The sequence below is a fragment of the Terrabacter sp. 2TAF16 genome, from assembly GCF_052115065.1.
Taxonomy (GTDB): Bacteria; Actinomycetota; Actinomycetes; order Actinomycetales; family Dermatophilaceae; genus Terrabacter.
The window spans coordinates 46900-60475 of sequence record NZ_JBFRFZ010000020.1 but is presented as its reverse complement, the minus strand read 5'-3'; the positions used below and the strand labels follow the sequence as shown (position 1 = coordinate 60475).

Sequence of the window (13576 nt, the reverse complement as noted above, 5' to 3'; positions counted from 1 at the left end):
ACTCTCCGACGCGGAGAGTGCCCCTCGACGTCATGATGGCGTGTGCCGGCTCGATCAGTCGGTCGAGACCCGGACCACGATCTTGCCGGCGGTGTGCCCCTCCTGGTTGAGCCGGAAGGCGTCCGCCAGCTCCTCGAGCGGGAAGGTCTGCGCGACCGGCACCGTCAGCGTGCCTCCCTCGAAGAGCGCGGTCAGGCGGGCCAGCTCGGCGCCGTCCGGTCGCACCCAGACGTAGTGGCCGCCGGCCTCGGCGACCGACCCGTCGGCGATCGAGGCATGGCGTCCACCGTCGGCGATCACGGCCGTCGTCACGTCGAGCACGTCGCCCACGAAGTCCGCGACGGCGTCCACGCCGTCGGGAGCCAGCGCGCGGACGCGCTCGACCACGCCGTCGCCGTAGGTCACCGGCTCGGCACCGAGCTCGCGCAGGCGGTCGTGGTTGCGCTCCGACGCCGTCCCGATGACGCGGGCGCCGAGCGACCGGGCGATCTGCACCGCGAGCGAGCCGACGCCACCCGCCGCGGCGTGCACGAGCACGGTGTCGCCCTCGCCGACCTCGAGGCGCGTCAGCAGGCGCAGGGCGGTGAGGCCTGCGAGCGGCAGGCCGGCCGCCTCGTCCCACGACATCGTCGCGGGCTTGGCGGCGACGGCGCGCACCGGCACGCTGACGAGCTCGGCGAAGGTGCCGCCGTGGACGTAGTCCTTGCGGGCGTAGGCCAGCACCTCGTCGCCGGGCGAGAACTCGGGGGTGTCGAAGCCGACGGCCTCGACGACCCCGGACACGTCCCAGCCGGGGACGACCGGGAACCGCACGTCCATGACGGCGTCGAGGCCGCCCGACATGAGCTTCCAGTCGACGGGGTTGACCGACGCCGACCGCACTCGCACGAGCACCTCTCCGGGCCCGACCTTGGGGCGCGGCTGCTCGGTGAGGGCGAGCACCTCGGGTCCGCCGTAGGTGTCGTAGGTCATGGCGCGCATGGTCGGGTTCGTGGCGTTCGACTCGGTCATCGTGGTCCTTTCTGGGGGAGTGGCCGGTGGGGTTCCGCGGTCTCCTGAGGTCAAGGCCGAGGGGTCGGCGCGGCATTCCCAAGGGTCGCGACCGGCTCGGGCGCGGCCGGTGGCGACGTGCCGAAGGCCTCCTCGGGACACGATTTTTCTCCGGCAGGGGTCGTGCGTATACTCAACCTCCGTGTCCGGTCGCGCTCGCCGCGGCCCTCACGACCAGCCGCTTTAGCTCAGTCGGCCAGAGCGATTCACTCGTAATGAATAGGTCATCGGTTCGATTCCGATAAGCGGCTCGGCTCGAGGCCCCGTCACCTGCGTTCGTCGCAGGAGGCGGGGCCTTCTCCGTGCCCCGACACGCGACGGCGCCGGGCCCCATGGCACGCGGGACGGCATACTCCCGGTAATGACGAAGGAGCCCACCTGCGCGCGCAGGACGGGCTCCTTCGAGGCTGGTGCGGATGGGGGGGTGCGTGCCAGCCGTGGGGGTGTTACAGGTGTGACAGTAATCAACCTGTAGCCACGTGTACGGACTTTCGACAATTTGTGGCGAGAAGTTTCGGAATGGTGCGTCGTGGGGTTTTTGTCGACATCCCGGCGGAGCCCGGGCCGTCGTCGATCTGGCACAGTGACCCGGTGAGCGCGACCCCGGCAGACGTGGACCAGGACGTCCTGGCCGAGACGCTGGCCGTCGCGGCCCGCCTCGTCGGAGGCCCGCTGCGAGCCGTGGGTCAGCCCTTCCCCGGCAGTCGTCGCACGCTCGTCGTGCGAACCGTCGACCCGTCGGGCCGCTCGTTCGTGGTCAAGCGCTACCACAGCGAGGAGGGGCGGGAGGCGTATGCCCGCGAGGCGTCCGCGCTCGAGGCGCTGACCGGGGTCGCTCAGACACCGACGCTCGTGGCCGAGTCCAGCGACCCGCGCCTCGTCGTCATGGGCGACCTCGGGGACGGGACCCACCTGGCCGACGCGCTCCTCGGTGACGACGCCGACCGGGCCGCGGCCGCGCTGTCCGGGTGGGCCACGGCGGTGGCCCGTCTGCACCGGGCCGGGCACCAGGTGCGCGACACCTTCGAGGCCGGTGTGCTGGCCCGCTCGTCGGAGCCGGTCGACGTCGACTACCTGCCGGCACATCTCCTCGAGGCCGTCTCGGTGTGGGAGCGCCTTGCCACTGCCCTCGACGTCGCTGTGCCTGACGGGACGTTCGACGTGCTCGCAAGGGTGCCGGACCGTTTCCGGGTCGACGCCTGCAGTCTGTCCGCGGCCGACATGTGCCCCGACAACAACCTCGTCGGCGACGCCGGCCTCGTCCTGCTCGACTTCGAGTTCGCGTTGTGGCGACCGATCGTCTGGGACGCGGCCTACCTCAGGGTGCCGTGGCCGACGTGCTGGTGCGCCTGGTCGCTCGAGACCTCTGCCGCGGAGGCGGCACTGAAGCGATGGCGGAACGCCGTGGCGGTGGAGTGGCCCGAGGTGCAAGGTGCCGACTTCGACCACGACCACGACCTCGACCTCGCGACGGAGGCGTGGGCCTGGCTCGCCGGCAGCTGGTGCCTCGCCGGACTCGTCGACGGGGAGCCGCAGCGGGTCAACCCGGTGAAGCCGATGCCGCGCACGCCCGACCGCGTGCTCCGCTTCCTGCGCACCGCGTCGGCGGGGCCGGCGCTGCCCGAGCTCACCGAGGTCGCGCTGCGGCTGGCGCGTGCCGTCGAGACGACGTATGCCGCCACCGACGTGCCGCTCGCCCCCGCGTTCACCGGTGGTGCGTTCCGGTGACCGCCTGGACGACCCGGCGGGCGACCGCCGCCGATGCCACGGTCGTGGTCGGGCTGCGGGCGCTGATGTTCTCGGCGATGGGCGTGCCTGGCGTCGACGACCCGGGCTGGCAGGAGGCCGCCACGGCGTGGTTCGAGCGGGAGCTCGACGGCGGACGTGCCTGCGTCGTCGTCGCCGAGGATGCCGACGGCGAGGTCGTGGCCGGGGCGATGGCGGGGCTCCGCTTCGAGACGCCCTCGCCGGTCAACCCGAACGGCGTCTGGGGTCTCGTCAACAACGTCGCGACCCACCCTCGGGCGCGCCGGCAGGGGCTGGCCCGGGCGTGCGTCGTGGGCGTCCTCGACTGGTTGCGCGACGAGACGGAGGCGACGGTCGTCGAGCTCTTCGCGACGGGGGAGGGGGCAGGGCTCTACGAGGAGCTGGGCTTCACCCCGACGGCCTGGCCCGCGATGCGCCTCCGCCTCGACCGCTGAAGAACCGCCGGTTCGGGGGCCGCGGCGCCGGGGTGGCTGGGTGTGCTGGCTGGCCCCAGAGGTGTGCCCTCGCCGCAGGGGTGCGCGGTGCACCGCGCACGCGGGGGTCGAGCGCGCACTCGTGGTGCGACCGCGCACTCGTGGTGCGACCGCGCACTGTTCGGCTCCCGGCTCAGGGGACGGGCGCTGGCACGGCCTCGTGGGGCTGGGCGTGCTCGAGGACCCGCCGGAAACCCCACGACACGAGGACGGCCGCGGCGCCGGCACCGACCGTGACGGCATACGCCGGCGTGTGCCCGCCCCAGTCGGCGAGGCGCCCGGCCACCGCGGCCCCGAGCGCGTAGCCGAGCCCGGTGGCCGCGGCGAGCGCCGTCATCGCGGCGCCGGTGCGGGACGGCGGCGTGACGCGCTCGCCCAGGGTGAACGTCGTGATCATGTAGGGCGCGACGGTGAGGCCGAGCACGAGCAGGACGGGGACGAGAGCGGGCAGCGACCCGACGAGCAGGAGCGGCGCCGAGAGGGCGAGCAGGCCGACGGCGAACCATCGCAGCCGTGCCGACAGCGCGAACCGCGCGGGCAGTCCTGCGACGGCGAGACCGGCGATGACGCTGCCGACGCCGAGCAGGGCGTGGAAGTAGCCCGTGAGGCCGGGAGAGCCCGCGGCGGTGGCGAGGACGGACGTGCCGGTCTGGACCGACCCGAAGACGGTGCCGACGAGCAGCTGGGCGGCGCACAGGACGACGACGGCGGGTGTCATCAGTCGGCCGACGGCGCCGGCCGTCCGCGACGTCGCGGCGTGCGTGACCGCTGCGGTCTCGTGCAGGGCGAACCACGTGCCGAAGACGGCGAGGCCCGCGGCCGCGAGCGCCAAGGCCGCCGTGGGGCTCGCGACGGAGACGCCGAGCCCGACGAGCGCCGGGCCGAGGACGAAGGAGGCCTCGTCGGCCGCGCCCTCGTAGGAGAAGGCGGCGTCGACGAGCCGGTGCTGGCGGGCGCCGGTCTCGGCGGTGATGGGGCGCCAGCGCACGCGGGCCAGCGGACCGATCTGCGGCAGAAGGAGACCCGCGACCGCGCTCGCGACCGCGGCCATGCCCCAAGGGAGTCCGGCGTTGACCACGAGGAGGATGCCGACGAGGCCGGCCGCCCCGGCGAGCGACTGGAAGGCGACGACCCGGCGCTGGCCGAGCCGGTCGGCCCGGGCACCCCAGAAGGGCGCCCCGACGGCGTTGGCCACGGCGAGGGCGCCGGCGCAGAAGCCGCCCGCGCCGTAGCTGCCGGTGGCGGACGACACGAGCAGGAGGGTGCCCAGCTGGCTCATCGCGAGCGGCATACGAGCCAGGAAGGCGACGACGATGTAGGTGCGCCCGGTGAGGCCGAAGAGGTGGCGGTAGGAGTCGATGGGTGACACGTGAGCAGCTCCGGATCTGGTCGCGGGGTACGCGACAACGGGTGCGTGCCTACCCGCCCAACAGGTCACGCCAGATCCCTGTGCACCTCCCAGTGTAGGGCGTCGCGGACCGGAGCCCGGTCGCTGCTCACCGGCCGGGACGGGTGGGGGCGCCGGGTGGGGGCGCCGGGTGGGGGCGCCGGGTGGGGGCGCCGGGTGGGGGCGCCGGGTGGGGGCGCCGGGTGGGGGCGCCGGGTGGAGGGCGCCGGGTGGAGGGCGGCGACGATCCGCCCAGGTGCGTCAGTCGCGCATGTGGTGGGCTTGGCGCACGGACGGCGAGAGCCGGTAGATCGCCTCGACCAGCCCCGCGCCGACGGCACCGACCGCGAGCGACTGCCAGACTAGCGGCAGGGGCGCGTCGAGGTTGAAGAAGGACGCGGCGGACGGCCACGCGAACGCCGTGACGGCGAGCCCGACCATCGCGGCGACGAGGACGGCCTTCCACAGCCGGAAGGGCCGGGCGAGCACGACGAGGATCCAGAAGAAGACCGTGAGGAGCGTGATCGTCGCTCCGCTGCCCGGCTGCCAGCACGCGACGTCGGCGACGGTCTTCGCGCCGGCCTCGACGGCACACCGGGTCGAGAACTCGTCCGGCGGCACGCCGTAGCTGCTGCCCGCGAGCAGGTAGGACGTGATGACGGCGACTCCCGCGACGGCGCCGGACGGCACGGCGAAACGCAGGATGCGTCCGAGGAAGCCGGAGAGGTAGCGGCGCTTGTTGGGTCCGAGGGCGAGGAAGAACGCCGGGATGCCGATGGTCACGGCCGACACGAGCGTCAGGTGGCGCGGCAGGAACGGGAAGGGCACGGCGATGAGCGCTGCAGCGAGGATGGCGACGAGGCTCATCGCGTTCTTGGCGAGGAAGAGGTTGGCGACGCGCTCGACGTTGCCGATGACCCGGCGTCCCTCGGCGAGCACGTCGGGCAGGTGCGAGAACCTCCCGTCGAGCAGGACGAGCTCGGCGACCGCCTTAGTGGCCTGGGCCCCGTTGCCCATGGCCACGCCGATGTCGGCGTCCTTGAGGGCGAGCGCGTCGTTGACGCCGTCTCCGGTCATCGCCACGACGTGACCGTCGGCCTGGAGCGCGTGGACGAAGGCGCGCTTCTGCTCGGGGGTGACCCGGCCGAAGACCGTGTGCGTCGCGAGGACCTCCCGCAGGGCGTCCTCGTCGTCGGGCAGGGTGCGCGCGTCGACGGGCTCGCCGACGTCGAGCCCCACGGTCCGGGCCACGGCGGCGACGGTGACGGGGTTGTCGCCCGAGATGACCTTGATGGCGACCCCCTGCTCGGCGAAGTAGTCGAGCGTCGCCTTGGCGTCGGGGCGCACCTGCTCGGTGAGGGTCACGAGGGCGGCCGGGGTGATGTCGGCCGGCAGCGTCGACTCCGTGAGGTGCGCCTCGCTCCGGGCGAGCAGGACGACGCGTCGCCCGGAGTCCGCGAGCGCGGCGACCCGTGCCCGGATCGCCTCGAGCACCTCGGGCGGCGACGGCTGCGGGTCGGCGGCGAGCAGCACCTCCGGCGCGCCGAGCACCCAGGTCGAGCGCTCGGCGAAGCACGCCGCGCTCCACTTGCGGGAGGAGGTGAAGGGGATCGTCTGCGTGCGCTCCCAGCCGGGCGCCTCGATGACCGCGGCCACGGCGGTCAGGGTGCCGTTGGCGTTCGGGTCGTCGGCGAGCGCCCCCAGCGCGCAACGGATCTCGTCGGCGTCCTGCCCGTCGAGGGTGTGCGCGTCCTCGAAGGCGATCTCGCCCGCGGTCAGCGTCCCCGTCTTGTCGAGGCAGACGACGTCGACCCGGGCGAGGCCCTCGACGGCCGGGAGCTGCTGGACGAGGACGTTGCGGCGCGTCAGCTGCACCGCTGACAGCAGGAACGCGACCGAGGTGAGGAGCACGAGACCCTCGGGCACGAGGCCGACGACGCCCGCCGCCGAGCGGAGGACGACCTCGCGCCAGCCCTGGTCGCCGACGGTGCGCCACTGCGACCAGATGGCGATGGGCAGGGCGCCGACGATGACCCAGGTGATGTAGGTCAGCAGGGTGTTGATCGAGTCCTGGATCTCCGAGCGGGTGCGCGTGAACTTCCTTGCGTCAGCGGCGATCCGGTTGACGTAGGCGTCGGCGCCGACCTGGCTCGCGTGGTAGCGGCCCGACCCCGCGACGACGCTCGTGCCCGACATGATGTCGTCGCCCTCGCCGTGCGGCACCGGATCGGACTCGCCGGTGAGGTTCGCCTCGTTGAGCTCGAGCCCGGCGCTCGCCAGGAGGGTGCCGTCGGCAGGCACCTCGTCGCCCGTGCGCAGCTCGATGAGATCGTCCTGCACCACCTCGGTCGTCGGCACCACCCGCACCTCGCCGTCGCGCACGACCCGCGTCGTCGGGGCGTTGAGCAGCGCGAGCCGGTCGAGCTTCCGCTTGGCGAGGTACTCCTGGACGATGCCGATGGCGGAGTTGACGACGAGCACGATCCCGAAGAGCCCGTCGGCGAACGACCCCGTCACCATGACGAGGACGAAGAGAGCGCCGAGGATCGCGTTGAAGCGGGTCAGCACGTTGGCCCGGACGATCTCGCCGATCGAGCGTGACGTCCGCTCGGTCAGCGCGTTGACGGCGCCACGCGAGACGCGCTCGGCCACCTCGGCACCCGTCAGCCCCTCGGGCCGGGTCAGGGTCGCCCCGCCAGGGGTCGGGCCGTCCGTCGTCCCGTGTGTCGAGCCGTGTGTCGCCCCGTCTGTCGTCACCGGCCCATTGTCGTATGCCGGGTGCTGGCCTCCGCGGTGGAACGCGCGCGAGCGCTGCGGAGGCGTCTCGGGAAGGCGGCGCGACGGCATACGACCGCCGTCGCCCCGGTGGTGGACAAAGGTTACTGATCGGTCTTCGGACGAGGTCCGGGGCGCTTCTCCGGTCGTGGGACGATGGGGCGCGTGACTGAGTCGATCCAACGTGCCCGCGCCACCACTGCCTCCTACTCGATCACGATGCGGATCCACGCCGGCACCGACCCGGCGGTCATCGGGGCCCTCGCGGTGAAGGTCGCCGAGAGCGGTGGCATCACGACGGCGCTCGACATCGTCGACTCGCACCCCGACCGGCTCGTCATCGACCTCACCTGCTCCGCCAGCAACGCCGAGCACTCGACCGAGGTCGTCGACGCCGTGGAGACGCTCGAGGGCGTCCGCGTCCACAAGGTCTCCGACCGCGTCTTCCTGCTGCACCTCGGCGGCAAGATCTCCGTCGAGTCCAAGGTCAACCTGCGCAACCGCCAGGACCTCGCGATGGCCTACACGCCCGGCGTCGGCCGCGTGAGCCAGGCCCTCTTCGAGCACCCCGAGGACGTGCCGCGCCTGACGATCAAGGGCAACTCGGTCGCCGTCGTCACCGACGGCTCGGCCGTGCTCGGGCTCGGCAACATCGGCCCGATGGCGGCGCTTCCGGTCATGGAGGGCAAGGCGGCGCTCTTCAAGCGCTTCGCCGACATCGATGCGTGGCCGATCTGCATCGACACGACCGACGTCGACGAGATCGTGCGCACCGTCGAGCTCATCGCCCCCGGCTTCGGTGGTATCAACCTCGAGGACATCGCCGCCCCGCGCTGCTTCGAGATCGAGGCCAAGCTGCGTGAGCGCCTCTCGATCCCCGTCTTCCACGACGACCAGCACGGCACGGCCATCGTCGTGCTCGCCGCGCTGAAGAACGCGCTGCGCTGCATCGACAAGAAGCTGCCCGACGCGCGCATCGTCGTCTCCGGTGGCGGCGCGGCCGGCTCGGCGATCGTCCAGCTGCTGCTCGCCGCCGGCGCGGTGGATGTCACCGTCTCCGACCGTCCGGGCCTGCTCAACCAGGACGACGAGTCCCTGACACCGGCGTGGCGCGACCTCGCCGAGAAGACCAACCCGCGCGGCCTCACCGGCACCCTGCGCGACGGCCTCCAGGGCGCCGACGTCTTCATCGGCGTGAGCGCACCCCACATCCTCGCGCCCGAGTGGATCGACGAGATGGCTGAGAAGCGCATCGTCTTCGCGCTCGCCAACCCCGACCCCGAGGTCGACATCTACGAGGCGACGCAGCGCGCCACCGTCGTGGCCTCGGGCCGCAGCGACTACCCGAACCAGATCAACAACGTGCTGGCCTTCCCCGGCGTCTTCCGTGGTCTGCTCGACGCCCGGGCGACCGACGTCACGACCGAGATGCTCATCAAGGCCGCCGACGCCATCGCCTCGGTCGTCACCGATGAGCAGCTCAACCCGAACTACATCATCCCGAGCGTCTTCCAGCCCGACATGAGCAAGACCGTCGCCAAGGCGATCGTCGACTGCGTGCCCAAGGCCCCGGCGATGAACATCCCGATGACCGGCGCCAACTGAGGAGCACGACCCACCGGATGACGAGCACGACCCATCCCGGACAGCGCTATCCGCTCGACGGCCGCCGCGCCTGGGCGGTGTGGGCGGCCGCCATCTCGGTCTACGTCCTCGCCGTCTTCCACCGCACCTCGCTCGGCGTCGCCGGTCTCGAGGCCGCCGACCGTTTCGGCATCAGCAGCTCGCAGCTGTCGACCTTCACGATCGTCCAGGTCTTCGTCTACGCAGCGATGCAGCTGCCGGTCGGGGCGCTGCTCGACCGCTACGGCAGCAAGCGCATGCTCGGGGTCGGGCTCACCCTGCTGACGCTGGCCCAGTTCGGCTTCGCGTTCGTCCACGCCTTCCCGGCCGCGCTGCTCTGCCGGGTGCTGCTCGGCATGGGCGACGCCATGGTGTTCATCTCGGTGCTGCGCCTCGTCGCGCTGTGGTTCTCACCGCGCCGCACGCCGATGGTGACGCAGCTGACCGGCGTCCTCGGGCAGCTCGGGGCGTTCGCCGCCGCCGGGCCGCTCGCGGCCGCGCTCCACCACTTCGGGTGGACCCCGTCGTATGCCGTCGCGGCGTCGGTCGGTGTGCTCACGGGGGTCGCGCTCGTCGTCGTCGTCAAGGACAGCCCCTACGTCGACCACCACCGGGACGAGCTGCGGCTGCGGGCCATCGCGCGCACCCTTCGGGCGGCGTGGCTCGTGCCGGGGACCCGGCTCGGGCTGTGGTCGCACTTCACGTCGCAGTTCGCCGCCAACATGTTCACGATGTTGTGGGGCTTCCCGTTCCTCGTTGCAGGACAAGGAGTCTCGGCGTCGACGGCAAGCGTGCTGCTCATGCTCATGGTCGTCACGACGGTCGTGTCGAGCCCCGTTATCGGCACGCTGACGATGCGCTACCCGTTCTCGCGCAGCACCCTCGTGCTGTGGATCGTCGCCGCCGCGATCGCCGCCTGGACGGTGGTGCTGCTCTGGCCCGGACGCGCGCCGCTGTGGATGCTCGTCGTCCTCGTCGTGCTCATCGCCATCGGCGGCCCGGGCTCGATGATCGGCTTCGACCTCGCGCGCACGTTCAACCCGCCGACCCGCATCGGCAGCGCCTCGGGCATCGTCAACACCGGCGGCTTCATCGCGACGTTGACGGCGGTCGCCCTCGTCGGCGTCGTCCTCGACCGGGTCGCTCCGGGCGGGCCGCCGACGTGGGACGTCGACGCGTTCCGGGTCGCGATGACGGTGCAGTACCCCGTGTGGGCTCTCGGGATCGTGCAGATCCTGCGCTACCGGCACAAGGCGCGGCGCGCGGCCCTCGAGGCCGACCCCGACGCGTACGCCGCCATGCAGGCCGGCCGCTCCGTCACCTTCCACTGACCGGGGCCGCTCTCAACCGTCGAGAGGCCACGTTCTGCGGGTCCGCACCTGTCGAGAGGCCACGTTTCGTGGGTGCCGACCCCTCGAAAGGCCACGTTCTGCGGTCTAGCCTGCTCGGGAGGAGGAGCGATGGCGACGTGGGCGGACGTGGACGAGCTGGCCGGTCGCCTGCCCGGCGCGGTGCTCGGGGTCGCCCACGAGGGCTCTCCCGCCTGGCACGCCGGACGGCATACGTTCGCGCGTCTGCGCTGGGACGACGACGGGCGCGAGCTCGTCCAGGTGTGGACCGGCGAGATGGACACCGAGCAGGCGCTCGCCGACCGGCGCGACACGTTCGTGCGGATCGACACGTTCCGCTACCGCGTCACGACGTGGGCGCGCCTCGACCGCCTCGACCGGGCCGAGCTCGCGGAGCTGCTCGTCGACTCCTATGACATTCGCGGCGGGCGCCGCCGGCGGGGTGACACCGACCTGGCGGACCTCCTGCCCTGAACCGTAGAAGGCCACGAACCGGGCCTCGCCCTGCGGGGGCGGCCCGGTTCGTGGCCTTTCGACGGTGGAAGAGGGTGGGCCTCAGGCGTCGCCGACGGTGAGGGCCTCGGCCTCGGTGCGGGACGTGACCTCCTCGGCGCCGTGTCCGGGCGCCTCGTCGAGCGCGCTGATGATCCGGCGAGCGGTGAGGAGCACGAGGACGGCCAGCACGACCGCGGCCGAGCCCACCCAGAAGGGCAGGTGGATCGACTTCTCGCCGAGGTTGCCGGCGAGCCACGGGGCGACGGCGCCGCCGCTGAAGCGCACGAAGGAGTAGGCCGCAGACGCGACCCCGCGCTCGACGGGGGAGACCTTCATGACCGTCTCGGTGATGAGCGTGTTGTTCACGCCGAGGAAGGCGCCGGCGAGGATGACGCCGACGACGAGCACGGTCTTGTTCTCGGTCCACATCGCCATGGCGGCGAGAATGACCGCGAAGCCGAGCAGCGCGCCGACGATGCCGGCCAGCGTGCCGAAGCGGCGCTGGATCATCGGGGCGACGAAGACCGACGTGATGGCGAGCAGCACGCCCCAGCCGAAGAAGATGAACCCGATCTCGTGCGCCCCCATGGCGAGCGGGAAGGGCGTGAAGGCGAGCAGGGTGAAGAAGCCGAAGTTGTAGAGCAGCGCCGTGATGCCGACGGTGAGCAGGCCACGGTGGCCGAGGGCACGCAGGGGCGCCGTGATCGAGGTCGGGTTCTCCGCCGGCGGGGTCTTCGGCAACGTGGTCAGCGTCGCGATGAACGCGACGGCCATGAGCACGGCGACGCCGTAGAACGGCCAGCGCCAGGAGATGCCGCCGAGCCAGCCGCCGAGCAGCGGGCCGGTCGCGATGCCGACACCGAGAGCGGCCTCGTAGAGGATGATCGCCTGCTTGACCGAGCCGGCAGCCGCGTTGACGATCGTCGCCAGGGCGGTCGCGATGAAGAGCGCGTTGCCGAGGCCCCAGAGGGCGCGGAAGGCGACGATGCCGCCGACGGTGTCCTGGCTGCCGGCGAAGGCGGCGCCGACGATGATGAGGGCGAGGCCGAGCAGCAGGGTGCGCTTGGCACCGACGCGGCTGCTGACCCAGCCGGTGCCGAGCATCGCGATGCCCATGACGGCGAGGTAGCTGGTGAAGAGGAGCGAGACCTGCGACGGGCCTGCACCGAGCTCGTCGGCGATCGGCTTGAGGATGGGGTCGACGAGGCCGATGCCCATGAAGGAGATCACGCAGGCGAAGGCGATCGACCAGACGGTCTTGGGTTGGCGCCACATGGTGGTGGTCATCCGTCCTTTCGGGTGGGGTGCGGGACAGGGGCGTCCGCCGCGGCGGCGAGCAGCTCGTTCATGACGTCGATGGCGACGCGGACGCGGTCGAGGGCCGGTCCGTCGAGCTGGTCGAGGGCGGGGGACAGGACGGCCAGTCGGGCCCGACGCACGGTCTCGAGCGCGGCGTGGCCCTCGTCGCTGAGGGAGATCACCGTGGCGCGCGCGTCGTCGGGGTCGGACGCGCGGTGCACCCAGCCCGACGCCTCGAGGCGCTGGAGCTGGGTGGTGATCGTCGGCTGGCTGCTGTGATCGGCGGCCGCGAGGGCGCTGACGCGGGAGGGTCCGAGCTCGTCGAGCAGGGCGAGGAGGCGGGCCTGCGCGAAGGGCACGTCGAACGACGCGTGCCGGCTGGCCCAGCGCGAGAGTCGCGCGGCCGAGCGCAGCAGGTCGTTGCCCAGGGTGGTCGGTTCGGTCACTCGCTCCAATTTACATAGACAACCTATGTATATCAAGTCCAGTTCATGGGACGGGGGTGGAGCGCTCACTCGAGTGGGACGGGGCGCTCACTCGACTGGGACTCAGCTGAGCTGGCCGAGCACGGCGTCGGCGCGACGCCCGGCATGCCTCGCGGCGAGCGCCGGGGTGCGCCGCGTGCCGCCACCACCGATGGTGATCGGCACGCCACCGGGGCAGGCGGTAGGTGGTGGAGGTGACGAGCGTGCCGAGGAGGATCGTCGACGTCTCACGCGCCAGGTCGACGGTCATGCCCCTGCAGCGACGTGTCAGCCGCGGACGATCCCGTCGACGACGACCTCGAGCATGGGCCGGACGTCGAGGTCGGCGTGGCTCGTGTCGGCGACGCTCGCGACGCCGCTGACGAGGCGCATGACGTTGGCGGCGTCGACGCCCGGGCGCAGCTCGCCCCCGGCGTCGAGGTGGTCGATGACGCGGCGGTTGGCCTCGCCCATGACGCGGCACTTGCGGTACATCGGGGACGCGGGGTCGTCCATGGCGGCGCAGATCTTGCTGGCCGCGCCCCGGTGCAGCGTGATGTGGTCGATGAAGTGCTCGAACCAGCCGAGCAGCATCTCCCGGGCGGGCTGCCCCGTGGCGATGGCGGCGTCGGCGTCGGCGGAAACGCGGTCGGTCCAGTCCTGCATGAGGGCGTCGACGAGGGCCTCGCGGGTGGGGAAGTGGCGGTAGAGCGTGCCGGGGCCTACCCCGGCCCGCTTCGCGATCTCGTCGAGCGAGGAGTCGGTGCCGCGCTCGGTGAAGACGATGCGGGCGGTCGCGAGGATCTTGTCGTAGTTGCGCCTGGCGTCGGCGCGCATCGGGCGAGGCATTTTCTCGGAGCTCTCCTGAGCCGGTCCGGCAGCCGAATCCCCTTG

Annotated in this window: 11 protein-coding genes and 1 tRNA gene; 6 read left to right on the top strand and 6 right to left on the bottom strand. The window is 72.2% G+C overall.

Features of this window, described 5'->3' with window-relative positions:
* Nucleotides 1–54 precede the first annotated feature (54 nt).
* A complete protein-coding gene (locus AB4Z14_RS20910; protein ID WP_442276930.1) occupies nucleotides 55–981 on the bottom strand; it encodes an NADP-dependent oxidoreductase in 927 nt (308 codons plus the stop codon).
* Between the two features lie 246 nt (nucleotides 982–1227).
* Here AB4Z14_RS20910 and AB4Z14_RS20905 point away from each other — a divergent pair.
* The 3 genes from AB4Z14_RS20905 (at nucleotide 1228) to AB4Z14_RS20895 (ending at nucleotide 3251) form a co-directional block, all read left to right on the top strand.
* A tRNA-Thr gene (locus AB4Z14_RS20905) sits at nucleotides 1228–1301 on the top strand.
* 340 nt (nucleotides 1302–1641) lie between these two features.
* A complete protein-coding gene (locus AB4Z14_RS20900; RefSeq protein ID WP_442276904.1) occupies nucleotides 1642–2778 on the top strand; it encodes a hypothetical protein in 1137 nt (378 codons plus the stop codon).
* The gene (locus tag AB4Z14_RS20895) at nucleotides 2775–3251 is read left to right on the top strand and encodes a GNAT family N-acetyltransferase (RefSeq protein ID WP_442276903.1); all 477 of its coding nucleotides are present in this window, start codon (nucleotides 2775–2777) and stop codon (nucleotides 3249–3251) included. Before AB4Z14_RS20900 ends, AB4Z14_RS20895 begins: the two co-directional genes overlap by 4 nt.
* 172 nt (nucleotides 3252–3423) lie before the next feature.
* Here AB4Z14_RS20895 and AB4Z14_RS20890 read toward each other — a convergent pair whose 3' ends face one another.
* Both AB4Z14_RS20890 and AB4Z14_RS20885 read right to left on the bottom strand, forming a co-directional pair.
* The gene (locus tag AB4Z14_RS20890) at nucleotides 3424–4659 is read right to left on the bottom strand and encodes an MFS transporter (RefSeq protein ID WP_442276902.1); all 1236 of its coding nucleotides are present in this window, start codon (nucleotides 4657–4659) and stop codon (nucleotides 3424–3426) included.
* A 279-nt stretch (nucleotides 4660–4938) separates the two neighbouring features.
* Nucleotides 4939–7434 (bottom strand): HAD-IC family P-type ATPase, encoded by a 2496-nt coding sequence (locus AB4Z14_RS20885; RefSeq protein WP_442276901.1) that lies wholly within the window; start codon nucleotides 7432–7434, stop codon nucleotides 4939–4941.
* 174 nt (nucleotides 7435–7608) lie between these two features.
* Between AB4Z14_RS20885 and AB4Z14_RS20880 the strand changes: the two genes are divergently transcribed.
* The 3 genes from AB4Z14_RS20880 (at nucleotide 7609) to AB4Z14_RS20870 (ending at nucleotide 10898) form a co-directional block, all read left to right on the top strand.
* Nucleotides 7609–9057, top strand: coding sequence for an NAD-dependent malic enzyme (locus AB4Z14_RS20880; RefSeq protein WP_442276900.1), 1449 nt, complete (start codon nucleotides 7609–7611; stop codon nucleotides 9055–9057).
* Nucleotides 9058–9074: 17 nt separating this feature from the next.
* The gene (locus AB4Z14_RS20875; RefSeq protein ID WP_442276899.1) at nucleotides 9075–10406 is read left to right on the top strand and encodes an MFS transporter; all 1332 of its coding nucleotides are present in this window, start codon (nucleotides 9075–9077) and stop codon (nucleotides 10404–10406) included.
* 129 nt (nucleotides 10407–10535) lie between these two features.
* A complete protein-coding gene (locus AB4Z14_RS20870) occupies nucleotides 10536–10898 on the top strand; it encodes a hypothetical protein (RefSeq protein ID WP_442276898.1) in 363 nt (120 codons plus the stop codon).
* Nucleotides 10899–10979: 81 nt separating this feature from the next.
* On the opposite strand, the gene AB4Z14_RS20865 is transcribed toward AB4Z14_RS20870, so the two are convergent.
* The 3 genes from AB4Z14_RS20865 to AB4Z14_RS20855 form a co-directional block, all read right to left on the bottom strand.
* Complete coding sequence (locus AB4Z14_RS20865; protein ID WP_442276897.1) at nucleotides 10980–12206, bottom strand: MFS transporter; 1227 nt, start codon at nucleotides 12204–12206, stop codon at nucleotides 10980–10982.
* Nucleotides 12203–12664, bottom strand: coding sequence for a MarR family winged helix-turn-helix transcriptional regulator (locus AB4Z14_RS20860; protein WP_442276896.1), 462 nt, complete (start codon nucleotides 12662–12664; stop codon nucleotides 12203–12205). The genes AB4Z14_RS20865 and AB4Z14_RS20860 overlap by 4 nt, the downstream gene beginning before the upstream one ends.
* 306 nt (nucleotides 12665–12970) lie before the next feature.
* On the bottom strand, nucleotides 12971–13519 hold the full coding sequence (locus AB4Z14_RS20855) for a TetR/AcrR family transcriptional regulator (protein ID WP_442276895.1): 549 nt from the start codon (nucleotides 13517–13519) through the stop codon (nucleotides 12971–12973).
* Nucleotides 13520–13576: the final 57 nt, after the last annotated feature.

Coding starts and splice junctions, on each gene's coding strand:
- AB4Z14_RS20870 (WP_442276898.1), top strand. CDS start 10,536: ATGGCGACGTGGGCGGACGTGGACGAGCTGGCCGGTCGCCTGCCCGGC.
- AB4Z14_RS20910 (WP_442276930.1), bottom strand. CDS start 981: ATGCGCGCCATGACCTACGACACCTACGGCGGACCCGAGGTGCTCGCC.
- AB4Z14_RS20875 (WP_442276899.1), top strand. CDS start 9,075: ATGACGAGCACGACCCATCCCGGACAGCGCTATCCGCTCGACGGCCGC.
- AB4Z14_RS20880 (WP_442276900.1), top strand. CDS start 7,609: ATGGGGCGCGTGACTGAGTCGATCCAACGTGCCCGCGCCACCACTGCC.
- AB4Z14_RS20865 (WP_442276897.1), bottom strand. CDS start 12,206: ATGACCACCACCATGTGGCGCCAACCCAAGACCGTCTGGTCGATCGCC.
- AB4Z14_RS20855 (WP_442276895.1), bottom strand. CDS start 13,519: ATGCGCGCCGACGCCAGGCGCAACTACGACAAGATCCTCGCGACCGCC.